Raw genomic sequence first — 22,811 nt, forward strand, 5'->3', positions numbered from 1 at the left:
GATCAAAATTCAAATCGACACCACCCACAAAATGCCGGAAAACTAAATAAAATCAAACTGTTATATGCTAACAATCCCGGCTAAGCCGGACGGCAGTGTTCTTTTTTCCAAAAAAGAAGTCCTTCCCTTCCCTTTCCCCCACCGTACTCCCCCGCACCTCAAGACTCATACTCGTCTCATCGATCGCAGCCGGGCACGCCTCACCGCGCCGCAGCGCCTCGATCGCGGTGCGCAGGATAGCACCGGCGCGTTGGCCGATCTGGGCGGCTTCGACGGCGATGGTGGTGATAGCGGGGTGGCTGCAGCGGGCGATTTCGAAATCGCCGAAGCCGCCGATCGCGATGGTTTGCGGCACGGCGATGCCGCGGCGCTGGCATTCGCTGATCGCGCCGAAGGCGATCGGGTCGCTGGCGCAGACCAGGCCGTCGATATCGGGCCAGCGGGCGATGGTGCGGGCGAGGCCGGCGGCGCCGTGGTGCATCGAGAGTGGCGGCAGGCCGTAGCGCAGCGTGCGGGGTGGGCCGAGCCCGAGGCGGACGAGGGCTTCGAGGTAGCCGTGTTTGCGGGCTTCGCCGCGGGGGTCGCGCGGCGAGGCGCCGCCGAGGAAGGCGATGCGCCGGCGGCCGATGGCGGCGAGGTGTTCGGTCATCATGGCGCCGGCGGCGCGGTTGGAGAAGCCGACGACATGGCCGATCGGGGTGGCCGGCAGGTCCCAGGTTTCGACCACGGGAATGCCGGAGCGGGCCAGGCGATCGGCGACGCGGCTGGTGTGGACGCCGCCGGTCAGCACGATGCCTTCGGGGCGATGGCGCATCATGGTTTGCAGCAATTCGTCCTCGCGGCCGATGCGGTATTCGGTGGTGCCGAGCAGCAGGTCGAGCCCGGCTGCGCGCAGTTCGGCTTCGAGACCGCGCACGGTTTCGGCGAAATTGGCGTTGTCGATCGAGGGCACGATGACGGCGACGAAGCCGGAGCGGCGGCTGGCGAGCGCGCCGGCGGCGGCGTGGGGGACGTAGTGCAGCCGGTCGATTTCGGCGAGGATGCGCGCCTTGGTTTCGGGCGCGATACGGTCGCCGCGCAGGGCGCGCGAGACGGTCATTTTCGAGACGTTCGTGGCGCGGGCGACGTCGTTCATAGTCGGCGCGCTGCGCGTTGGGGTGGGTGTTGGCGGTTTGGTCATGGCGGCGGTTTCAGAAAGTGATCTGGACTTTCATGGCGCGGGTTTTATCGGCGGCGAGGGCGAAGGCGTCGGCCGCCTGATCGACCGGGAAGGTGGCGCTGAGCATGGGGGCGACATCGATCGCGCCGGTGCCGAGCAGCGTGACGGCGTGGGTGAATTCATCGGTGAAGCGGAAGGTGCCGAGCAGGTCGATCTCCTTGGTGACCAGAACCATCGAGGCGACCGGCAGATCGCCGCCGAGGCCGACCTGGACGATGCGGCCGCGCGGGCGGACCACCGACATCAGGGCCGGCAGCGCGCTCGGGGCGCCGGAGGCTTCGAAGCCGATGTCGAAATGGCCGCGATCGGCGGTGAATCGATCGAGCGCCTCGGGGGTGATGGCTTGGTCCGCACCGAGGGTGCGGGCGAGGGCGAGGGGCTCGGCGGCGATGTCGGACGCGATGATTTCACCGGCACCGGCATGGCGGGCGGCGAGCAGGATGAGCATGCCGATCGGGCCCATGCCGGTGATGACGACGCGATCGCCCGGGCGGAGTGCGGCGCGGGTGAGCGCGTGCAGGGCGACGGCGAGCGGTTCGGCGAAGACGGCGATCGATGGATCGAGCCCGTGCGGCAGTTTGACGAGCTGTCTGGCCTCGACCGTGACATCGGTGCTGAACGCGCCCTGGACATGCGGGCGGCGCATCGCGCTGCCAAGGAAGCGCATATCGAGGCAGTGGTTGCTCATACCATCAGTGCAGAAGCGGCAGATGCCGCAGGGCAGCGCGGGGTTGATCGCCACCGCATCGCCCACCGCGAGGTCCGTGACGCCGGAGCCGAGGCCAGCAATGGTGCCGACGACTTCATGGCCGAGCACCATGGGTTCGGCGAGCCGGACCGGGCCGAAGCCGCCGTGGCGGACATAGTGCAGATCAGACCCGCAGATGCCGCCACGATCGATCCGGACGCGCGCCTGACCGGCGCCGGGCGGCGGAGCGGTGCGCGGCTCGACGCGGAGATCGCCGGCGCGATGGATCACGATTGCGGGCATGGAAAATTCCTCCTTGAGACGCCGGGCGGCTTTGTGTTACGAGGGTTGTGTTAGCGGTAACATGCTCCGGAATTGTCGCGACGGCAACGCGGGTTATGGTACGGCTGACGCGTTTGATACGAAACCATAAGAATAGCGCCCGCCGGCCGAATGGTCAGGACCGGGCGCAGGGCAGGATGATGACGAACCAAGCGTTTGACCTCAGCGGGAAACGTGCCTTGATCACCGGTGGCAGCCGCGGCATCGGGCTGGCGATTGCGGCCGGGCTCGCTCAGGCGGGTGCCGCCGTGGTGCTGAATGCGCGCGATGGCGCCGCACTCGAACAGGCGGCGGCCGGCTTGCGCGCGGCGGGGCACGATGTGGCGAGCCAGGCGTTCGACGTGATGGACCCCGCGAGCGTGGAGCGCGGTGTCGCGGCGATCGAGGCGGATGGTGCCATCGACATCCTGATCAACAACGCCGGGATGCAGCACCGGATGGCGGCGGAGGATTTCGCCGAGGCGGATTTCGACCGGCTGATGGCGATCAATGTGAAGGGCGCGTTTTTTGTCGCCCAGGCGGTCGGGCGGCGGATGATCGCGCGGCGGCGCGGCAAGATCATCAATATCGCGTCGGTGCAAAGCGAGCTGGGCCGCGCCTCGATCACGCCCTATGCGATGTCGAAAGGGGCGGTGCGGCAATTGACCCGCGGGCTGTGCGCGGAGTGGGCGCGGCATAACATCCAGGTCAACGCGATCGCGCCGGGGTATTTCCGCACCGAGCTGACGTCGGCCTTGGTGGCCGATCCCGCGTTCACCGCCTGGCTGGTGGCGCGCACGCCGGCCGGGCGGTGGGGCGAGGTGGCGGAGCTGGGCGGCACCGCGGTGTTTCTGGCCTCCGCCGCCGCCGATTTCGTCAATGGCCAGACCATCTTCGTCGATGGCGGGCTGACGAGCGTGGTATGAGCGCTGCCCAGGTGCCGCCGCTGCTGGAGATGCGCGGCATCGGCAAATCGTTCGGCGGCACGCGGGCGCTGGACCGGGTGGATTTCACCGTCGGGCATGGCGAGATCGTGGCGTTGCTGGGCGAGAACGGTGCCGGCAAATCGACCCTGATCAAGATTCTGGCCGGGATTCACCGGATGGATGAGGGCAGTATCGGGTTTCAGGGGCGGGAGATCACGGGGTCGCCGGGGTTGCTGCCGATCCGCTTCATTCACCAGGATCTGGGCCTGTTCGACTGGATGACGATCAGCGAGAATTTCGGGCTGACGCTGGGGTTTTTGCGACGGTTCGGGCTGATCGACCGGGCGGCGAACCGCGCGCGCACGGTGGCGGCGCTGGCCGCACTCGGGCTCGATCGGCATCCCGACACGCGCATCCGCGATCTTGGCCGGGCGGAGCGCGCACTGGTGGCGATTGCCCGCGCGCTGGCGGCGAACGGCGAGGTGCTCGTGCTCGATGAACCGACCGCGAGCCTGCCGGCCTCGGAAGTGGCGCGGCTGTTCGATGCGCTGCGGCAGTTGCGGGCGCGCGGGGTGGGCATTGTGTACGTGTCGCACCGGCTGGACGAGGTGTTCGAACTGGCGGACCGGGTGGTGGTGCTGCGCGACGGCCGGCTGGCCGGCGCCGGGCCGGTGGCGGGGCTGACGGCGGACCGGCTGATTTCAATGATCGTCGGGCAGGGGTTCGCGCGGCACCGGCGCACCGATTGCGCAGCCGGCACCGCGGTGCGGCTCGCGTGCCGGTCGGTCGTGATCGAGACGGCGGCGCCGCTCGATGCGGCGTTCCGGGCGGGCGAGATCGTGGGCCTGGCTGGGCTGGTCGGCGCCGGGCAGGAACGGCTGGGGCGCGCGCTGTTCGGCCGGGCGGTGGTGCATGAGGGCGCGATCACGCTCGATGGCGCGGCCTATGCGCCGCGCGATCCGCGCCATGCGATGGCGCGGGGGATCGGGTTCGTCGCCGGCGACCGGACCGGGGAATCGACCGCGGCGCGGCTGAGCATCGCGGAGAATGCGTTTCTGAACCCGTATGCGCATGGCATGGGCGCGCTGGAATACATCACACCGCGCCGCGTGCATCGGCGCGCACACGCGCTTGGGCGCCGGGTCGGGCTGCGGCCGAACCAGCCTTGGCTCCTGCTCGAGCAATTATCGGGCGGCAATCAGCAAAAAGTTGTGGTGGGGCGCTGGCTCGACCAGGGGGCAAAGCTGCTGGTGGTGGAGGACCCGACTTCGGGCGTCGATGTCGGCGCGCGGGCCGAGATTTACCGGCTGTTCGCCGAGGCGGCGGCGGCGGGGGCGACGATTTTGGTGGTGTCGTCGGATTTCGAGGAAATCGCGCAGATCTGCGACCGCGCGCTGGTGTTCGACCGGGGCGCGGTGGTCGCCGAACTGGCGGGCGACGCGCTCACCATCGACCGGTTGATCGCGGCGGCATCGGCCGGGGTGTTTTCGCGACGACATGAAGGGAGTGCGCATGGAATCGCTCAAATCTGACGCGCTGGAGCCGAGCGGGGCCGAGCGCGAGAGCATGGGGCGCGGCGAGCTGGTGCGCCGCGGGCTCACCACCTACGGGCTGCCAATCATCACGCTGTTCCTGATCGCGCTGTTCTCGATCCTGCTGCCGGATACGTTTCCGACCGCGGACAACATGCGCGCGGTGTTCGTGGTGAAATCGGTCGTGGCATTGCTGGCGCTCGCCGCCCTGCTGCCGATGATCGCGGGGCGGATTGATCTGACGGTGGGGTACGGCATCGTGCTGTGGTCGATCATCGCGATCAGCCTGCAGGTGCAATATCACTGGCCCTGGCCGCTCGCGGTGCTCGCCGTGCTGGTGCTGGGCGGGCTGTTCGGGTTGATGAACGGGCTGCTGGTCGAGATCGCGCAGATCGACAGTTTCATTGCCACTTTGGGCACCGGCACGATCATTTTCGCTTTGGCGGAATGGTATACCGGTGGCGAACAGATGGTCGGCACGCTATCGGCCGGGTTCACCGCGATCAACGACGGGCGATTGTTCGGGGTGATCCCCTTGCCGGTGGTCTATGTGCTGGTGATTGCCTTCGTGCTGTGGCTGGTGACCGAGCGGATGCCGCTGGGCCGGGTGCTGTACGCGATCGGCGCGAACCGCCGCGCGGCGGAGTTGAACGGCATTGCGGTACGCACCCATGTGGTCGGGGTGTTCATCGCCTCCGGCGTGTTGACCGCCTTCGCCTCGGTCGTGCTGGCGGCGCAATTGCGGATCGGCACGACCAGCCTCGGTTTGAGTTATCTGCTGCCCGCCCTGGTCGGCGCGTTTCTTGGCTCGACCACGATCAAGCCGGGGCGGGTCAATGTCTGGGGCACGGTTGCCGCCGAAGTGCTGCTGGCGGTCGGGATTTCCGGGATCGAGCAGCTCGGCGGGGCGTTTTTCGTATCGGATTTGTTCAACGGCATCACGCTGGTGCTCTCGATCGGCCTGGCCGGTTTCGCGCAGCGCCGCCGTGCGGTTCATCTGAAGGCGGTGCGGCCGGCATTGGTGCCGGCCCCGGCTGCCTCGGCAACAGGGGGGGATTTATGAAACCAGGAATGATCATCGCTATCGCGGCGGCATCGGCCGGATTGTCAGGGCGGGCGCTGGCCGATACCACCGTCGCGGCGGCCAAGGCGTTCGTCGCGGCGGCGACCAGCAAGACGATACCCTACACCGGCCCGACCACCGGGCCGAAGGCGGTGCCGGGCAAGTTCATTGTCTATGTATCGACCGATCAGTCGAACGGCGGCGCGCGCGGTGTGGCCAAGGGCGTGGCGGCGGCGGCCAAGGCGATCGGCTGGCGCTTCCGGCTGATCGACGGCAAGGGCACGGCGGCGGGGCAGAACGCCGCGTTGTCCTCGGCGATCGCGCTCAAGCCGGCGGGCATCGTGCTGGGCGGGGTGGATGCGGTGCAATCCGCGCCGTTCATCGAGCAGGCCGACAAGGCGGGCATCAAGGTGGTGGGCTGGAATGCATCGCCGCGTCCCGGTCCGATCGCTTCGCCCGGCGTGATCTATAATGTCACGCAGAACTCGCTGGACGTCGCGAAGGCGGCAGCGCTGTACGCCATTGCAAAGTCGGATGGGCACGCGAACGTGGTAATCTTCACCACCAGCGAGTATGCGATCGCGATGGCGAAATCGGCCGAGATGGCCAAGACCATCAAGCAATGCGCCGGGTGCAAGGTGCTCGCGATCAAGAACGTGCCGCTGGGCGCGACCGCGACGCGGATGCCGCAGGTGACGGCGGCGCTGCTGTCGAAATTCGCCAAGACCTGGAATTATTCGCTGGCGATCAATGATCTGTATTATGATTATATGGCGCCTGGATTGTCGGCATCCGGTCGCAAGGGCGATGGCCCGCCGTATAACGTGTCGGCCGGCGATGGTTCGGAATCGGCGTTTCAGCGCATCCGTTCGAAACAATTCCAGACCGCGACGGTGGCGGCGCCGCTGGAGCTGGAAGGGTGGCAATGCGTCGATGAGCTGAACCGCGCCTTCGCCGGGCAGCCGCCGGCGACCGAGCCCGATCCGGTGCATCTGTTCACGCCGGACAACATCGATGAGGACGGCGGCAAGATCAATGTGTTCAACCCGTCGAACGGCTACAAGGCGGTGTTTCTGAAAATTTGGGGCAAATCGGCCTGAATGGCACGGCCGGTTGGCCCGTTGCCAACCGCCGTCACGTGTTCGGGGTGGTTCAGGCGATCGTTCTGAACCCCCGCATCCAGTGCGCGTTGCAGGGGCCGTACTGGCTGAGCATGTCGGTGACCCAGGCCGGCAGGCCGCCTTCGACGATCAGGCATTCGCCGAAATTGGGGTCGAAGGCAAAGACCTGGTTGTCGGCCTTGCCGGTGGTGCCGCGCCCGGTCTTCATTTTCCGGAAAAAGGCGATGGTGTGCGCACCGCCACCGGCACCGGCAACGCTGCCGGTAAACCAGAAGCTGTAGATCAGGCCTGCGACATCGGTGCCGTTGAGGCCGGCGAGGAAACTCGCCTCGGTATAGGCCGCGTAGGGGATGATATCGCGGACAAACTGCAGGCCGCGCCAGGCCGCGACGCCCTTGTCCGCCGCTGCGGCGCTCTGGCGGCTCCACTCGTTGCTGAATACCGTTTGCGTGACCATGGCGGCGCCGCCCTTGTTTTTGCCCAAGGCGCGCATGCGTGCGGCGGCGTTGGCGGGCCTGGCATCGGCATACATCGCGGCGAGCCATTCGAGGGAGAAATTATGGCACGCACCCGCGGTCGCCGCCTGGTTGGCGGACCCTTTCATGACGTTGACCTGCGAAAAACCGGCGGTCTGATCCAGTAATGGCATGGTGATCTCCCTGGCTGAACTGATGGCGGGATTTTGGCACGTTCGAATCGGAAACTCTAATTTTTGTATTGCACGCCCGGTCCCGATCGATGCGCCAGCGTGCGGCGTCAGGCAGTGATCGGCACGCTGATCCGCACGATCAGGCCAGGGGCATGGTCATCGAGCGTGATCGTGCCGTCGTGCAGGGCGACCACGGCCTTGACCAAAGCAAGGCCCAGGCCGTGGCCGGCGGTGGTGCGCGCCGCATCGAGCCGGACGAAGCGGCGGAACACGCGTTCGCGGTCGGCATCGCGGATGCCGGGGCCGCGATCGGCCAGTTCGATCGTGACGGCGCGGTCCTGCGCGTGCGCCGCCAGCGTGATGGCGATGCCGGGCGGACAATGGCGGATGGCGTTCTCGATCAGATTGACCAGCATCTGCGTGATCAGCGCGGCATCGCCCTGGATGATCAGATCATCCGCGATCGCATGGGTGAGGCGCTGGTCACGGTCTTCGGCCACCAGCTCGTAGGACTCCGCCAGCGCGCGGCACAGGGCGGACAGGTCGATCGGCTCGAAATGCCCCTGCACCGCCCCGGCCTCGACCTCGGCAATCCGCAGCAGGGCAGCGAAAATCGCGATAATCTGTTCGACCTGCTGTAACGCCTGGGCGTAGCCCGGATCGGTCACCGCGCGGCGCTGCGCCTGCACCAGATGATCGCGCAGCCGGGTGAGCGGTGCCCGCAGATCATGCGCGATGTCGCTGGTAACCTGGCGCGCGGTTTCGACCAGGCGGTCGATCGTGGCGAGCATCAGGTTCAGGTCGGTGGTCAGGAAATCCAGCTCGTCGTCGATGCCGTACAGCTTGATCCGGTGCGAAAGGTCGCCCGCGACGATCTGGCGGCTCGCCTCGCTGATCGCGCGCACCCGTTGCAGGCTATAGAGCGCGATCAACAGGCTCATCAGCAGGCCGAGCGAGATCATGAAGCCGAACACACCGGCAAACAGCCAGGCGATTTCGGTGTTCAGCCGCGCGAACACCGAGGCATCCTCGCCGATGAACAGAATGTCGCCGTCGGACAGGCGCTGGCCGATGCCATCGATCGCGCGTACACGCGGCGGCATGCCGGGCAGGTTCCAGCGCGTCAGGTGGCGCCAGAGCAGCGGGTTGGTCGGCATGGGGATGTTGCCGGCCCGCTCGATGCCCTTCGCATCGCTCAGCGCATAGAAGGTGTGGCGTTCCTGCAGCGTCGCGAGCTCGATTTCCGAGCGCAGCGAACTGCCCGATGACAGGGCATCGGCGATCAGGTCGGCGCGGTCGCCCGCGACGATCGGGCTGAATTCCTGGCGGGCGGCGCGGGCGGTCGCGCCATAGATCATGGCGAACACGATGATGGCGCCGATGGTCGAAAGCATGGTGCCCAGCACGGCCAGCCGAAAGCTGGCCATGCGGAATACGCTGCCGCGCTCAGCCGGGGCTCTCATGCGCCACCCGATAGCCGACACCCCAGACGGTGTGGATCAGCTCGCAGTCGAAGCCGCGATCGACCTTGGCGCGGATGCGGCTGACGTGGGACTCCACCAGCGAGGTCTGCGGGTCGAAATGGAAATCCCAGACCGCCTCGAGCAGCATGGTGCGGGTAACCACCCGGCCGGCGTTGAGCATCAGGAATTCAAGCAGGCGGAATTCGCGCGGTTTCAGCTCAATCCGCTGGCCGGCGCGGGTTGCGACCTGGCTCAGCCGGTCCAGCGTAAGGTCGTGAACCGCGAGGGTGGTGGCGGGGCGCTTGTAGGCGTGGCGGCGGGCGATCGCGCCGATCCGGGCGACCAGCTCCTCGATCGCGAAGGGTTTGACCAGGTAATCATCGGCCCCGGCGCGCAAGCCCTCGACGCGTTCATCGACCCGGCCGAGCGCCGTCAGGAAGATGACCGGGGTGGCGATCGCCATCGAGCGCAGGGCGGTCACCACGCCCAGCCCATCGAGCTGGGGCAGCATCCGATCGACCACCATGGCGTCGAAATCGGTGGTCGCGGCCATCAGCAGGCCGGCGCGGCCGTCCGGCGCGGTCGTCACCTCGTCGCCCCCGGCGGCGAGCTCGCTGCGGATGAATTCGAGCGTGTGCGGATCATCTTCGATCACGAGGATGCGCATCAGCCGGCGCTCCGCAATCCGGGCGTGCGCGGTTTCAATGGTTGACCGCCTCCAGCGGCCGGCCGGCGGTGTTGGGGCCGAACACCGCGACGATGACGATGCCGATCGCCATCGCGACGCCGATGAACACCGCAAGCGCCGGCACGCCGCCGTAGAACAGGAAATAACCGACCGCGAGCCCGGCGAAGGCGGCGGCGAGCCGGCTCCAGGACCAGACGATGCCGACACCGCCGGCGCGGATCCGTGTGGGGTACAGCTCGGCCTGATAGGCATGATAAGCGCAGGACATGATGTTGGCCGAGATGGTGAACAGGACACCCAGGCCAATGAGCAGCGCCGGGGCGGTGGCCGCCGAGAAACCGGCCATGAACACCGCCATGCCGAGCAGGCCGCACACGATCTGGGTACGCCGTTCGATCCGGTCGGCGAACAGCATCGCGAGCAGCGGGCCGAGCGGCGAGGCGGCGGCGATCACGAAGGAATATTCGAGGCTGTTGGTGAAGGTAACGCCGCGCGCGATCAGCAGGGTCGGGACCCAGGCCGCGAAGCCATAAAAGCCGATCACCTGGGCGATGTTGAAGATCGACAGCATCAAGGTGCGTTCGGCGTAGCGCGGCGAGACGAGTTCGCGCAGCGCACCGGCACAGGATTGCTCGGGGGTGGCGGGCGCGGGTTCGGGCAGGCGCGCCGCACCGGTTTCGGCGAGGATGCGGCGCTCTATGGCGGTGACCACGGCATCGGCCTCGGCCTCGCGCCCGTGCAGGGCGAGCCAGCGCGGGCTTTCGGGAATGCGGCGGCGGATGAACCAGATGAGCCCGCCGCCGAGCGAGCCGATCAGAATGACCCAGCGCCAGCCATCGAGCCCGGCGGGGCGGAGCGGGACCAGCAGCCACGACAGCAGGGCGACCACCGGCACGACGCAGAACGTGACGAACTGGTTGACCGCGAACGCCCGGCCGCGCGCGCGATAGGGGATGATCTCGGCGATATAGGTATCGATGGCGATGAGTTGCGTGCCGAAGCCGAGGCCGGCGGCGAACCGCCACAGGTTCAGCCCTTCGCCGGTCCGCTGAAACGCCATGATGGCGGTGCAGATCATGTACCAGACCAGCGACCACGTGAACACGGTGCGCCGCCCGATCCGGTCGATCACCGGGCTGATCAGCACCACGCCAGCCCAGAGCCCGGCAAAGGTGCAGAACACGAACGAGCCGATGCCGTGCACCGACAGGACATCGAGCACATCGAGGAAGCCAAGGCTTTGCGGGGTGAACAGGCCCGCGCGCAGCAGGCTGGGGGCGATGTAGCCGGTGAGGAACAGGTCATAGAACTCGAACATGCCGCCGAGCGAAATCAGCACGACAAGCGTCCAGATTCCGTGCGGCAGCGATCTCAGACATCGGACATTTCCTTTGGCCCCTTATGGAGCCGCGCACCGGCATCGTCCAGAACCTGGCGATGCCGGCGGCCGGATCGTGGTTACTTCGTAAAGCCTTCGAGCTGGTTGGCCTTGTCGGCGTAGACGTTGGAGTAGGTGATCGTCAGGTTGACCGGCTTGATGATCTTGCCGGCCAGTTTTTCGACGTCGAACACTTTTTGCGGGCCGTCCTTGGGCATCCGGCCATCAGGCAGGAACTGGCCTTTGTCCTCGTTCAACGCCTTGATGTAGGCGGCCTTGGTCGAGAGCGGGCTGCTGACGAAATCCTTCGGCAGATGGTCCGCGATATCGGCCGCGCTGTGGGTCGCGATCCAGTGCATCGTCGCGACCATCGCATCGACCACGTGCTGGGTCCGCACCGGGTGTTTCTTGACCCACGATGCCCGCGCCAGCACCGAAGCGGCGGGCCAGAAGCCGCCGAGCCATTTGTTGACGCCGGCACTCGTCGCGAGGTCGATGGTGGAATGGCCGATGCCCATGGTCTCGATCGCGTTGACGGTCGGCTGCGTCGTCATGCCGCAGACGATGCGGTGATGTTCGAGCGCGCTGATCAGGGTTTCGCCCGCGCCGACGCCGATCCGGTGGTATTCCTGCGTCGTCAGATGATAGCGGGTGGCGAGGTAGAGCGTCAGGTCATCGGTGCCGGAGCCAAGGTCGGTCACGCCGACCGATTTGCCCTTCCAATCCGCCGGGGTCTTGATGTGGGTACCCTTGCCGCACATGATGCGCTCGCCCGGCGCGCCGCTGAGCTGAGCGATGTCGATCACGTTCTTGCCGTGCATCTGGAAATCGATGGTATGGACATACCAGGCGCCGGCCATGTCGACCTGGCCGGAAACCATGGCGGTCTCAGCGCCGATGCCGCCTTCCTGCTCGGTGCTCAGCACCATGTCGATGCCGTATTTCTTGAAAAAGCCGAGGTCCTGGGCGAGCTGGTAGGGCAGGTAGATCTGCTTGTCGATGCCACCGACCATCATGCTGACCTTTTGCAGCTTGGGCGCGGCATGGGCGGCGGGTGACGCGAGCACGCCGGTGGCGACGACCGCCGCGGCGGCGATGCCGCGCAGCAGGCTGGCTGACGAATGTTTGAACATTGGATGATCCTCCATGATTGTTGAGACTGGTCGTGGCCGGTGGACTACAAGCCGGCCTGGCTTGTTTCGGTGGCGGCGGGTGGCCGCCAGGCGAGCAGCCGGCGTTCGGCGATCGACATGAGGCCTTCCGCCGAAACCGCGATCAGGCCGATGATGAGCATCGCGCCGAACACGCCGTTGGTGTCGAAATTGTTCTGTGCCGTCGCGATCACGAGGCCGAGCCCCTTCTGCGCGCCGAGGAACTCACCCACGATCGCGCCGATGATCGAGAAACCGAGCGCGACATGCAGACTAGCGATGATCCACGTGGTCGCGGAGGGCACCACGACATGCCAGACCACCTGCAACCGCGAGGCCCCGAGGATGCGCGCATTGGCGACCAGATTGCGATCGACGCTGCGCACACCCTGGAACGCGTTGAAGAACACGACAAAGAACACCAGCACGGCCGCGAGCATGACTTTCGAGGGCAGGCCGAGGCCGAGCCAGATCACGAAGATCGAGCCGAGCACGATGCGCGGCAGGGCGTTCACCATTTTGATGTAGGGGCCGAGAATATCCGCGAGCAGCGGGATTTCGCCGAGCAGCACCCCCATCACGACGCCGCTGATCACGCCGACGGCGAAACCGAGCAACGCTTCCTCCATGGTCACCCAGATCTGTAGCCAGAGCGAGCCATAGGCGGTGCCGTGGACCGCCCAGTCCGCGAGGCGCAGCAGAATGCCCCAGGGCGAGCCGGCGAAGAACGGGTCGAGGATTTTGAAATGGGTCAGCAGCTGCCAGCCGGCGACGATCACGATGAAGGTGCCGATCTGGCCGGCCCGCACCGTGAGCTTATAGTTGCGCACCCGGCGGCGCGCCGCGACGGCGAGCGGATCTTCGACCTCGAAAGCCGGTGCCGGGCCGCCGCGCGGGGTGATCGGGGCGTCACTCATGATGCGACCCTCCGCGCGGTGGCCGCAGCCGACAGGGCATAGGTGCGTTCGACCTCCTCGCGCAGGGATTCCCAAATCTGGCGATAGAGTTCGAGAAAGCGCGGGGTGAACCGGATATCCTGTACAGCACCGCGCGGGCGCGGCAGATCGATTTCATAGACCGCCTTCACGGTGGCGGGTCCGGCGGTCATCACCACGACCAGATCGGCCATTGAAATCGCCTCCTCGAGGTCGTGGGTGACGAACAACACCGATGGCCTGGTCTGCTCCCACAGGCGGAGCAGCTCATTGGTCATGATGGCGCGGGTTTGCACGTCGAGCGCTGAAAACGGCTCGTCCATCAGGAGCAGGCGCGGTTTGTTGACTGGTGGGGGTAATGATCCTCGAACCCGGCGAGGCCGACCACGCCGAGCCAGCGCCGCGCTTCGGCCAGCGCATCGCGCGTGGCCATGCCGCGGAATTTCGGGCCGAGCGCCACGTTGTCGAGCACCGATTTCCACGGCATCAGCGCATCGGTCTGAAACACGAAGCCGGCGTTGGGCGTGATGCCGTCGACCGGTTTACCGAACACCCGCACCTGGCCGGCGCTGGCGCGTTCGAGCCCGGCGGTCAGCGTCAGGGTGGTGGATTTGCCGCAGCCGGTGGGTCCGACCACGGCGCAGAACCGACCCGCCCCGACACGCAGATTGACATCGCGGATCGCCGTCATGGTCGAGCCGGTCGGCGTGACGAAGCGTTTCGTCACACCGGTCAGTTCGATGCCGTCTTCAGTTGATACACTCATATCGATACTCTACTTTTGCTAGCAGGGCTGTTGGTAGCGGCGCTCTTGTTGGCGGGCTCAGAAATGCCAGATCCCCCCGAATTCGAACCGATCGGCATTTTTCGGCGGCACGTTGGTGCCCCGCTGGAACTGCTTCTGGCCGATCATGCCCTCGATCCCGAGATCGACGCTGGGCACCGGCCGGTAAATCAGGTTGATGTGGGCGGTCTTGGTGGCGATCGCGTTCGCGGTATCGACCGGCAGGAAACCCGCGAGGTTGAGATGATTGTACCCGATCGCGACGGTCGAACGCAGCTTGGCGGTCCAGAAATGCTGGACCCAGGCGGTGAATCCCTGGTCGTCCTGCACTTTCGAAGCAATGGTCAGCGGCGTCCCGGTCACGCCATTGTCGACCGCCAGCACCGAGGCGACGTTACCGCCGAAATCATCGGGGATGTAGCGGCCGATCGCGCCGGACCAGAGCTGGGCGCCGATGTTGTCCTGCCCGAAGCCCTTGTTGATCGCACCGAGGTTGAGGGTGGTGCCGACCAGGCCGGCGCCGGTGATATGGCTCACCCGGTCGCCGTAGCCATCGGTGTAGGCGACGTCGCGTACCACCGCGCCGAGCTGAAAGTGCAGCAGCTTGCTGGTGTATTGATACCGCGCGCTGAAATCGGGCATCGGCTCGGTGACCGAGGGGACCTCGATATTGTCGCGGGTGTCCTGATAGCCGCTTTGCGGGCTTTCCGCCGCGATCGAGACGATCGATGCCTTGTTGAACGGGAAGGTCAGGCGGATCTGTTCGGTGCGCTCGGCCGGAATACCGGCCGGGCCGCCGTTGTCGAAGGTCTCGGGCGTGTCGGTCGCATCGAGGAAGTTGGAGTTGAGCATGCCGAGCGTGAGCGGCCCGATGGTGCCGTAGGCGAACACGATGCGCGCTGAATAGGAGTTGTTCTGCAGCGCCTGATTGTAGTCGCCGCCGGCTGGTCTGCACGATCAGGCGCGAGACCTTGCTCTGGAACTGGAAATCACCCGCGGTCGCGCGTCTTGCCGCGCTGGGCGGCAGCAGATTGCCGATCGAGAATTTCGGTCCGAGATTCTGGGTCGGGCTGTATTCCGCCTGGAAGTTGATGAAGCCGCCGATATGGATCGAGGTGTTGGTCCCGGGAATCACGAACGAGCCCGGCAGCGCCCCCATGGTGACGTACTGGTTGTTCGGCAGGCCTTCCTGCTGCGCCCGGGTGGGTGATTCCTTCTGGGACATTGTGGCCAGCACGGCATTGCGCGCGGCGATCAGGGTTTCGTCGTGCTTCTGGCGGGTAGCCATGGCGGCGGCGCGTTCGCGCATGGCCAGCGCGCGGAGCTGTTCCTTCCGCTCGACCTGGGCCTGATTAGCCTGGATCGCGGCCAACTTGGCCGAGAGCGCGTTGATCTGGGCCTGCAACTGGCTGATCTGGTCGGCCTTTGCCGCATGCGGCATGGCGGCGGCCAGCGCAATGGCGGAGCAGACAAATAGGGCGTGTTTGGAAACTCTCATCGGCACCGTTCCTCCCAGAACATTTTTTTGAACAGCCCGATCCGGATGGCCGGGCCATGTTGAGGGCGTGGATGACGGATCGGTAATTCCGCATCCATGGATGAAATCGTGTGGATTTGTAATGTCCAGCGGCCGGCCGCGCGGAGCCGGCCCGGGCGGCCTAGCGGATAGGGTCGTCCTGCATGGTCGGGGCGTCCTGCGTGTCCGGCGCATCGGGCGCGCCGGGGGCGGTGGCCCAGGCGAGTTCGACCAGCGTGACGATGCGGCGCCCGGCGCCATCGGCCTGGCAGACGATCAAGCCCTGTTCCTCCATATAGGTGAGCAGGCGGCGGGCGCGGCCGAGCGAGCGGGTGCCGTAGGCGCGCGCGATCGCCTGATCACCCGGGCACGGCAGACCCTCGCGGGCGGTGCGGGCGATCATCATGAAAATACCCTGGATATCCTCGGGCAGCACGGCGGCGCGGGCTGCGATGTCGCGCCAGATATCGTCTTCGGCCATGTCGCTGCTGATGCCGGCGCGGGCGTGGGTCAGCATGCGGCGGAAGGTGACCAGATCGGGGGCGACGGTGCCGAGACCGGCGATCCGGCAGCGGACCAGGAAATCCTGATACAGCACGCCGATCGCGCGGAACCCGGCTTCGGGGTCGGCCAGGATGGCGGCCAGAATCCGGTCGAGCCGGGCCGCGCGTTCGGCCCGTTCGGCGGGGCTCGCGTCCGGCTCGGGCGATGGGCTGCGGCTTTCGGCGACCAGGGGTGTCGCGGCCATCAACTGGCTCAGCAAATCAGGCGGCGGCGTCGCGGGGGCGCGGCGCGGCAGGCGCACGGCATCGGGCGGCGTTGCGGCAAGGATGACGGCGCGGGCATCATCGAGTGCGGCTTCGGGCAGGGGCAGCAACGATGGCGGCGCGTTGCGCGGCTGGGTTGCCGTGCCGCCGATGCGGATGCCGAGCGGACGGCGGCTGAGCGCGGGGCCCAGCGCCATGAAATGGCCGCGTTGCAGATCGCGGAACGCTTCGGCCTGGCGGCGTTCCATGCCGAGCAGATCGGCCGCGCGGGCCATGTCGATATCGAGGAAGGTGCGGCCCATCAGGAAGTTCGACGCCTCGGCCGCGACGTTCTTGGCCAGTTTGGCGAGGCGCTGGGTCGCGATAACGCCGGCAAGGCCGCGCTTGCGCCCCCGGCACATCAGATTGGTCATGGCACCGAGGGCGAGCTTGCGCGCCTCATCAGACACCTCGCCGGCGACGGCGGGGGCGAACAGCTGCGCTTCATCGACCACGACCAGCATGGGGTACCAATGGTCGCGGCCGACTTCGAACAGGCCGCCGAGGAAGGCGGCGGCGCGGCGGAGCTGGGTTTCGGCATCGAGCTGTTCGAGGTCGAGCACGGTGGAGACGCGGTGGATGCGCGCGCGTTCGCCGGCGAGTTGCAGGTCCTGTTCGGTATGCAGCGCCGCATCGATCACCAGATGGCCGAACCGCTCCGCCAGGGTCACGAAATCGCCCTCGGGGTCGATGATGGTCTGCTGCACCCAGGGGGCGGATTGTTCGAGCAGGCGGCGCAGCAAATGGGATTTGCCGGAGCCGGAATTGCCCTGCACCAGCAGCCTGGTCGCCATCAGTTCCTCGAGGTCGAGCATCGCCGGCGCGCCGGCCGCAGTGGACCCCATATCGATTGCAGTCGTCATGTCTTGATGTGTAGCCCTTCAGCATGGATGGGCTCATCGACCGGGCCTCACCCGCCGGGTCTTTACCCCGCCGGCGGCGGCACCGCCAGACGCGGAGGGATGGGGTGGCGTTAGGCGGATGTTAGGAATGATGCGGTATCACCGCCTTCGTTGCAGCGGTTCGAAGCCTTCCGCCCATCCACAGAGAAAAAACCGATCGATCGCTGCCGGTTTTCTTTGTGGCCCAGACAAAAAATGGACTTTGATATGATGCTCGATGCCGCGGCGACGCAGAAATGGATGGGCCGGTTGCGTGAGGCGACATCGGCGATATCGCCCAACAGCGGCGCATTGGACTGGCTACTCCGCCAGACCATCCACACGCATATGCACCGGATTGCGGTGCTGCCCGCCTTCGGGCTCACGCGCGGCACCATCCGGGTGCTGGACGTCGGTGCCGGGACCGGCGCGCTCTGCCTCGATATCGCCTGGCTGTGCGGGCCGGAGGCACGGATCATCGCGGTCGATCGGGATGCGCAGAGCATCGCACTGCTGCAGGACCTGGCCGCGCGGCTCGGTTGCACGATCGAGAGCCGGCTGGGCGAGGCGTATCGGCTGCCCGTGGAGTCCGCCAGCCAGGATTTGACGGTGTGCCGGTTCCTGTTCCAGCACCTCGACCAGCCCGCGGCGGCGCTGGCTGAAATGATCAGGGTAACCGCGCCGGGCGGCCGGGTCGCGGTGATGGATGTCGATGACGGGGCGTGGCTGTCCTACCCGGGGGAAGCGCCGGTTCTGGAGCAGTTGAACGAAGCGATCCGGCTGTGGCAGGCATCGATCGGGGCGGGCCGGCAGATCGGGCGGCGACTCTATCATTTGTTTCGATCCGCCGGATTGACCGAATTGCAGGTGCTGTCGGTGCCACGGGTTCGGCTCGGCACCTATTACGGACGCAACCACGAGCTCGAGGCGCATCACAAGGCGTATTACCTCAATTATCGCGACCCGCTGATCGGCGCCGGGCTGATCACGGCGGCAGCGTTCGACGCCGCGATCGCGGCGCTGGAGCGCTCGATGAATGACGATGATTTCGGCTTCTCTTCGGATTTCATCGCGATCGGCCGGGTCCCGCGCCAGGACGACGGCGATCGGGGCGGTTCAGCCGGTCCCGCTCGCGCGGCATAGCCCGATCGTCCAGACGCAGGAGCGGCGTTATCAGGGTCAGATTGACCTGGGTTCGCAGCCAATGTGACGCAACAGGCACAAGCCCACCTGCCGCGCATCCAGCGCTGAGGTTCGCATACAGCCACTCAATCACCGCACGTATGGCGCCCTGCCACCATGGAGTTCGAGCAGAAATTGCCGATGAAATCACACATCGTCGCCTATGATCACATTCAGCGACACCCATCGGCTTTGGCACACTGCCATGGCTCGCGCGGTTCCTTGTCGCCTCAGCGCTTACCGCCAGGCTCGCTGCACGCTTCATCGGTGACCCGGCCAATCGAGCATTACGCCGCCGGTTCGATCCCCGACATGCCCCTCGATTGGCGTGACCGGATCGCGGCCCAGACGCGCTCGGGGGTGGCCGGCATGTCGAGATGAATAATGCCGAAGGCTGCGAGCGCATCGATCACCGCGTTCATCACCGCGGGCAGGCTGCCGGCGCAACCGGCCTCGCCGCAGCCCTTCACGCCGAGCCGATTGGTGCGGGCGGGGACCGGATGGCTCGCGAAGCTGAAGGCGGGCACGCTGTCGGCACGGGGTAGCGCGTAGTCCATGAAGGAGCCGGTGACGAGCTGGCCGGCGGCATCGAACACCACCCGCTCATGCAGCGCCTGGCCGATCCCCTGGACGATACCACCATGCACCTGCCCCTCGACCAGTTTCGGGTTCACCAGCACGCCGAAATCATTGACCGTGTGATAGGCGACCAGCGCGATCACGCCGGTTTCGGGGTCGAGTTCGACCTCCGCGATGTGGCAGCCGTTCGGAAAGGCGGAGGGCACGCCGCTCGCGACATGAGCGACATCGAGGCTGGCGGGGATGTCGTCCGGCAGGTCCGCGTCAGCCCGTAGGCGTGCGGCGAGGTCCATCAGATCGATGCCGAGATCGGTGCCGGCGACGGTGAAGCGGCCGGCGCGGAATTCGAGGTCGTCGGGCGACGCTTCAAGACTATGGGCGGCGGCGCGGATGCCTTTTTCGATGACAAGCGCGCCGGCTTCGAGCAGCGCGTTGCCGCTCTGCATGATCGAGCGTGAGCCGCCGGTGCCCCCACCGGCGATGAGCGCGTCGGAATCCCCCTGGCGCAGGCGGATGCGATCGAACGGAATGCCGAGCTGCGCGCTTACGACCTGCGCGAACGCGGCGGCGTGGCCCTGGCCGTAATCGAGCGTGCCGGTGGTGATGGTAACACCGCCATCGGCATCGAAGCCGATGCCTCCCATCTCGGCGGAGGCATCGGCGGTGACTTCCAGGTAATGGCCGATGCCGCGGCCACGGATGCGCCCGCGCGCCGCGCTGGCGGCCTTGCGGGCGGGGAAGCCGGACCAGTCGGCGGCGGCGAGCGCCTCGTCGAGAATCGCCGGGAAATCGCCGCTGTCATAAACGAGGCCGGAGGGGGCGCGATGCGGGATCGCCGCCGGGGCGATCAGGTTGCGACGGCGCAAATCCAGCGGATCATGCCCGGTTTCGCGGGCGGCCGCATCGACCAGGCGTTCCATATAGTAATTGCCCTCGGGGCGGCCGGCGCCGCGATAGGCGCCGACCGGGGTGGTGTGGGTGAACACCAGGCGGGTCGAAACCTCCATCAGCGGCGTGCGGTAGACGCCGACGAAATTTTTCGCCGCGTTCACCGTCGCGGGCAGCAACACCACGTTCGAAAGATAAGCGCCGAGATTACCCACGCCGCTCAGCCGGGTGGCGAGGAAATTGCCCTCGGCATCGAGTGCGAGTTCGGCGAGCATGTCATGATCGCGGCCGTGGCTGTCGGAGAGGAAGCTCTCCGAGCGCTCGTCGGCCCATTTCACCGGCAGGCCGAGGGTGCGGGCGGCATGGAGCAGGCAGACATATTCCGGATAGCAGGAGGCTTTCATGCCGAACGAGCCGCCGACATTGCCGGTGAGGACCCGGACACGCTCGACCGGAACATCGAGCACCGCGGCGAGCAGGCGGCGCATGCCGAAGACGCCCTGACAGCCCAGATGCAGGGTATAGCGGGCCGTCTCGCCGTCGAATTCGGCGGTCGCGGCGCGCGGTTCGAGCGCGCTGACCACGATGCGGGTGTTGCGCAGCGGCAGGCGCGTGACATGCGCGGCGCGGGCGAAGGCGGCGGCGACGGCTTCGGCATCGCCATGATGAAAGGTCTGGACGAGGTTGCCGGGAACATCGTCATGCACCAGCGGCGCGCCCGGTTCGGCGGCGTCGCGCGGTTCGGTGACGGCGGGGAGATGCTCGATGTCGGCGAAGATCGCCTCGGCGGCGTCTTTCGCAGCCTGCGCGGTTTCGGCGACGACGAAGGCGATCGGGTCGCCAACGTAGCGGACGCGGTCGGTCGCCAGGGGCGGCTGGCTTGGCTGGGGCGTCGCCGAGCCGTCGTGGTTATGGCCGCCGGCGGCGGGCATCGGGCCGATGCCGGCGGCCTCGAGATCCGCTGCGGTGATGATGGCGCGCACACCGGGCATGGCGGCGGCGGCGTCGGTGGCGAGCGAGCGGATGATGCCGTGGGCGACGCGGCTGCGGACCATCACGCCATGGAGGTGGCCTTGCAGGTGGAGATCGTCGGCGTAGTGTCCTTCGCCGCGGAGCAGAACGGGGTCTTCGGTGCGGGAAACCGGCTGGCCGATGGCGAAGCGGCCGGATGCGCCGTTGGCGGCGGGCTGCGATAGCGGGGAAAAACTGTTCATCAAAAATTCCTGGCAGACGAAAGTGAGACGCTTGGCCAGCAGAATGGGGCGGCATCGCCGTGCCGGGCAAGGCAGTCTGATGAACGGAATTGATTTTCCACCGTTCTGCGCCAAACTCTGAAACAAGCCGGATCAGGAGGTTCGCTGCGCAAGGTTTCGCCCGGCGCAGCACCTCTGGCGCATGCGGCACCACCAAACGGGCCAGTGGCCATGTCCTTTACGCGGGGCAGGCATCGCCCGGACGAATGAAACTGGAGATCGAGTGACCATGACGAACGAGACCGATTACGTGCCGCCGGACGTGTGGACCTGGGAGCCCGCGCAAGACGGCGGCCGGTTCGCCAACATCAACCGCCCGATCGCCGGGGCGACGCATGAAAAGCCGTTGCCGGTGGGGAAGCATCCGTTGCAGCTCTATTCCCTCGCCACGCCGAACGGGGTGAAGGTGACGGTGATGCTGGAAGAGCTGCTGGCGCGGGGCCATCAGGGTGCCGAGTACGACGCCTGGCTGATCCGCATCAACGAGGGTGATCAATTGATCACAGCGGCGACAAACCACGGCGCGTGTTCGAATCCGGCGCGATCCTGCTGTATCTCGCGGAAAAATTCGGAGACTTCCTGCCCACCGATCTCGAGACGCGGACGGAGTGCCTGTCCTGGTTGTTCTGGCAGATGGGCAGCGCGCCGTATCTGGGCGGCGGGTTCGGGCATTTCTACGCCTATGCGCCGAGCAAGATCCGCTACGCGATCGACCGCTTCGCGATGGAGGCCAAGCGCCAGCTCGACGTGCTGGACCGGCGGCTCGCCGAGAGCGCGTATCTGGCTGGTGATGACTACACGATCGCCGACATGGCGGTGTTCCCGTGGTACGGCGGGCTGGTGAAGGGCTGGCTGTATGGCGCGGCGGCGTTTCTCGACGTCGGCAGCTATGCGCATGTGCAGCGCTGGGCGGACGCCATCGCGGCACGGCCGGCGGTGCAACGCGGGCGGATGGTCAACCGCGTGTTCGGCGAGCCGGAGACGCAGCTGCACGAGCGGCACGACGCCAGCGATTTCGAGACACGGACCCAGGACAGACTGGTGGCGCAGGACTGAGGGACCGACTGACAGACTGACAGACTGACGAACTGACGCGGCGATGCGGCCCGGTTGCGAACGGATGTCATTATCCGTGCGCGCCGGTGCCGGTGGCATCGGCCGGTTTTGCGGAGGCAGGCGCCGAAAGCGCCGCCTGCGTCGTTTTCCCGGCCTCAGTGTGGTCAGAAAGGCGCAGTCCAGAGACTTATAAAACCGAAGGGTTGGGAATCCCCCCCCCGCTCGCCAGAAGCCGCGTGGATTGGTCTCCGATATTGAACGCATAGGTGCGGCGCGCGCCCTGGCGCCCGCCCTTGTTACCCGCCAATCCCTTGGGACATAATCGCGGTCGAACCCAACCGTTGGACCCATCCATGCTGCAACTTCGACCCAACTGCGAATGCTGCAACCGCGATCTTCCCCCCAGCGCCGCCGAAGCCCGGATCTGCAGCTATGAGTGCACTTTCTGCGCCGCATGCGTCGAGCATCGTCTCCATGGCCGCTGCCCCAACTGCGGCGGCGGTTTCGTCCCGCGCCCGATCAGGCCCGCAGCCATGTTGACGCGTCACCCGCCATCCACCGAGCGCGTCTTCAACCCGCAAAGCTGCACTGAACCAGCATAAAGCGCGGCACGCCCCCCACACCCAGACTCCCAAAAGTTTTTTGCTTCTTTTTTACAAAAAAGAAGTACTTCTTTTCGTCTGCCTAACTTTTTCCCTTTCTCACCCCCACCCCCCTTGGTTTATCTAGCGG

The 22,811-nt window shown here is 66.5% G+C and carries 21 protein-coding genes and 1 pseudogene; 9 read left to right on the forward strand and 13 right to left on the reverse strand.

Annotated elements, in window-relative coordinates; genetic code table 11:
• Nucleotides 1-67 precede the first annotated feature (67 nt).
• Nucleotides 68-1,180 (reverse strand): LacI family DNA-binding transcriptional regulator, encoded by a 1,113-nt coding sequence (locus tag B7X49_RS15220; protein WP_286704247.1) that lies wholly within the window; start codon nucleotides 1,178-1,180, stop codon nucleotides 68-70.
• A gap of 10 nt (nucleotides 1,181-1,190) precedes the next feature.
• On the reverse strand, nucleotides 1,191-2,210 hold the full coding sequence (locus tag B7X49_RS15225; protein ID WP_286704246.1) for an L-idonate 5-dehydrogenase: 1,020 nt from the start codon (nucleotides 2,208-2,210) through the stop codon (nucleotides 1,191-1,193).
• 176 nt (nucleotides 2,211-2,386) lie between these two features.
• On the opposite strand from B7X49_RS15225, the gene B7X49_RS15230 reads away from it, so the two are divergent.
• From B7X49_RS15230 to B7X49_RS15245, 4 genes are read left to right on the forward strand one after another with little or no spacing between them, the layout of a single operon-like run.
• Nucleotides 2,387-3,154, forward strand: a complete 768-nt coding sequence (locus B7X49_RS15230; RefSeq protein ID WP_286704245.1) for a glucose 1-dehydrogenase — start codon at nucleotides 2,387-2,389, stop codon at nucleotides 3,152-3,154.
• Nucleotides 3,151-4,686, forward strand: coding sequence for a sugar ABC transporter ATP-binding protein (locus B7X49_RS15235; RefSeq protein ID WP_286704244.1), 1,536 nt, complete (start codon nucleotides 3,151-3,153; stop codon nucleotides 4,684-4,686). Before B7X49_RS15230 ends, B7X49_RS15235 begins: the two co-directional genes overlap by 4 nt.
• A complete protein-coding gene (locus tag B7X49_RS15240) occupies nucleotides 4,667-5,749 on the forward strand; it encodes an ABC transporter permease (protein ID WP_286704243.1) in 1,083 nt (360 codons plus the stop codon). The genes B7X49_RS15235 and B7X49_RS15240 overlap by 20 nt, the downstream gene beginning before the upstream one ends.
• A gap of 8 nt (nucleotides 5,750-5,757) precedes the next feature.
• Nucleotides 5,758-6,849, forward strand: coding sequence for a substrate-binding domain-containing protein (locus B7X49_RS15245; protein ID WP_286704242.1), 1,092 nt, complete (start codon nucleotides 5,758-5,760; stop codon nucleotides 6,847-6,849).
• 52 nt (nucleotides 6,850-6,901) lie between these two features.
• On the opposite strand, the gene B7X49_RS15250 is transcribed toward B7X49_RS15245, so the two are convergent.
• From B7X49_RS15250 to B7X49_RS15290, 9 genes are all read right to left on the reverse strand, one after another.
• Complete coding sequence (locus B7X49_RS15250; RefSeq protein WP_286704241.1) at nucleotides 6,902-7,519, reverse strand: hypothetical protein; 618 nt, start codon at nucleotides 7,517-7,519, stop codon at nucleotides 6,902-6,904.
• Between the two features lie 107 nt (nucleotides 7,520-7,626).
• Complete coding sequence (locus B7X49_RS15255) at nucleotides 7,627-8,982, reverse strand: HAMP domain-containing sensor histidine kinase (RefSeq protein ID WP_286704240.1); 1,356 nt, start codon at nucleotides 8,980-8,982, stop codon at nucleotides 7,627-7,629.
• The gene (locus B7X49_RS15260) at nucleotides 8,966-9,649 is read right to left on the reverse strand and encodes a response regulator transcription factor (protein WP_265636227.1); all 684 of its coding nucleotides are present in this window, start codon (nucleotides 9,647-9,649) and stop codon (nucleotides 8,966-8,968) included. The genes B7X49_RS15255 and B7X49_RS15260 overlap by 17 nt, the downstream gene beginning before the upstream one ends.
• 34 nt (nucleotides 9,650-9,683) lie before the next feature.
• A complete protein-coding gene (locus tag B7X49_RS15265) occupies nucleotides 9,684-11,009 on the reverse strand; it encodes an MFS transporter (RefSeq protein WP_286840063.1) in 1,326 nt (441 codons plus the stop codon).
• A gap of 119 nt (nucleotides 11,010-11,128) precedes the next feature.
• Nucleotides 11,129-12,196 (reverse strand): ABC transporter substrate-binding protein, encoded by a 1,068-nt coding sequence (locus B7X49_RS15270; protein ID WP_286840065.1) that lies wholly within the window; start codon nucleotides 12,194-12,196, stop codon nucleotides 11,129-11,131.
• A 29-nt stretch (nucleotides 12,197-12,225) separates the two neighbouring features.
• Nucleotides 12,226-13,116: an ABC transporter permease gene (locus B7X49_RS15275; protein WP_029312557.1), complete on the reverse strand. Its 891-nt coding sequence runs from the start codon at nucleotides 13,114-13,116 to the stop codon at nucleotides 12,226-12,228.
• Nucleotides 13,113-13,457, reverse strand: coding sequence for a hypothetical protein (locus tag B7X49_RS15280; RefSeq protein ID WP_286840068.1), 345 nt, complete (start codon nucleotides 13,455-13,457; stop codon nucleotides 13,113-13,115). Before B7X49_RS15280 ends, B7X49_RS15275 begins: the two co-directional genes overlap by 4 nt.
• Nucleotides 13,457-13,900 carry an ABC transporter ATP-binding protein gene (locus B7X49_RS15285; RefSeq protein ID WP_286840070.1) on the reverse strand — a complete coding sequence of 148 codons (444 nt, stop codon included), beginning with the start codon at nucleotides 13,898-13,900 and terminating at the stop codon, nucleotides 13,457-13,459. Before B7X49_RS15285 ends, B7X49_RS15280 begins: the two co-directional genes overlap by 1 nt.
• 57 nt (nucleotides 13,901-13,957) lie before the next feature.
• Nucleotides 13,958-14,809, reverse strand: a complete 852-nt coding sequence (locus B7X49_RS15290; RefSeq protein WP_286840072.1) for a hypothetical protein — start codon at nucleotides 14,807-14,809, stop codon at nucleotides 13,958-13,960.
• 80 nt (nucleotides 14,810-14,889) lie between these two features.
• On the opposite strand from B7X49_RS15290, the gene B7X49_RS15295 reads away from it, so the two are divergent.
• A complete protein-coding gene (locus B7X49_RS15295) occupies nucleotides 14,890-15,270 on the forward strand; it encodes a hypothetical protein (RefSeq protein ID WP_286840075.1) in 381 nt (126 codons plus the stop codon).
• 21 nt (nucleotides 15,271-15,291) lie between these two features.
• Nucleotides 15,292-15,447 carry a hypothetical protein gene (locus B7X49_RS15300; protein ID WP_286840078.1) on the forward strand — a complete coding sequence of 52 codons (156 nt, stop codon included), beginning with the start codon at nucleotides 15,292-15,294 and terminating at the stop codon, nucleotides 15,445-15,447.
• A gap of 129 nt (nucleotides 15,448-15,576) precedes the next feature.
• Here the strand turns inward: B7X49_RS15300 and B7X49_RS15305 are convergent, their stop codons facing one another.
• Entirely contained in the window at nucleotides 15,577-17,103 is a 1,527-nt protein-coding gene (locus B7X49_RS15305; RefSeq protein WP_286704235.1) for an ATP-binding protein, read from the reverse strand.
• A gap of 234 nt (nucleotides 17,104-17,337) precedes the next feature.
• Between B7X49_RS15305 and B7X49_RS15310 the strand changes: the two genes are divergently transcribed.
• Nucleotides 17,338-18,264: a methyltransferase domain-containing protein gene (locus B7X49_RS15310; RefSeq protein WP_286704234.1), complete on the forward strand. Its 927-nt coding sequence runs from the start codon at nucleotides 17,338-17,340 to the stop codon at nucleotides 18,262-18,264.
• A gap of 326 nt (nucleotides 18,265-18,590) precedes the next feature.
• On the opposite strand, the gene B7X49_RS15315 is transcribed toward B7X49_RS15310, so the two are convergent.
• Nucleotides 18,591-20,984, reverse strand: a complete 2,394-nt coding sequence (locus B7X49_RS15315; RefSeq protein WP_286704233.1) for a xanthine dehydrogenase family protein molybdopterin-binding subunit — start codon at nucleotides 20,982-20,984, stop codon at nucleotides 18,591-18,593.
• A 268-nt stretch (nucleotides 20,985-21,252) separates the two neighbouring features.
• On the opposite strand from B7X49_RS15315, the pseudogene yghU reads away from it, so the two are divergent.
• Together yghU and B7X49_RS15325 are read left to right on the forward strand one after the other, a co-directional pair.
• Nucleotides 21,253-22,079 (forward strand): annotated as a pseudogene (yghU, locus tag B7X49_RS15320) (glutathione-dependent disulfide-bond oxidoreductase).
• A gap of 353 nt (nucleotides 22,080-22,432) precedes the next feature.
• Nucleotides 22,433-22,681, forward strand: coding sequence for a DUF1272 domain-containing protein (locus B7X49_RS15325; RefSeq protein WP_286704231.1), 249 nt, complete (start codon nucleotides 22,433-22,435; stop codon nucleotides 22,679-22,681).
• The last annotated feature ends 130 nt before the right edge of the window (nucleotides 22,682-22,811 follow it).

Origin of the sequence: Acidiphilium sp. 34-64-41, from assembly GCF_002282635.1 — a bacterium.
GTDB classification, from domain to species: Bacteria; Pseudomonadota; Alphaproteobacteria; order Acetobacterales; family Acetobacteraceae; genus Acidiphilium; species Acidiphilium rubrum.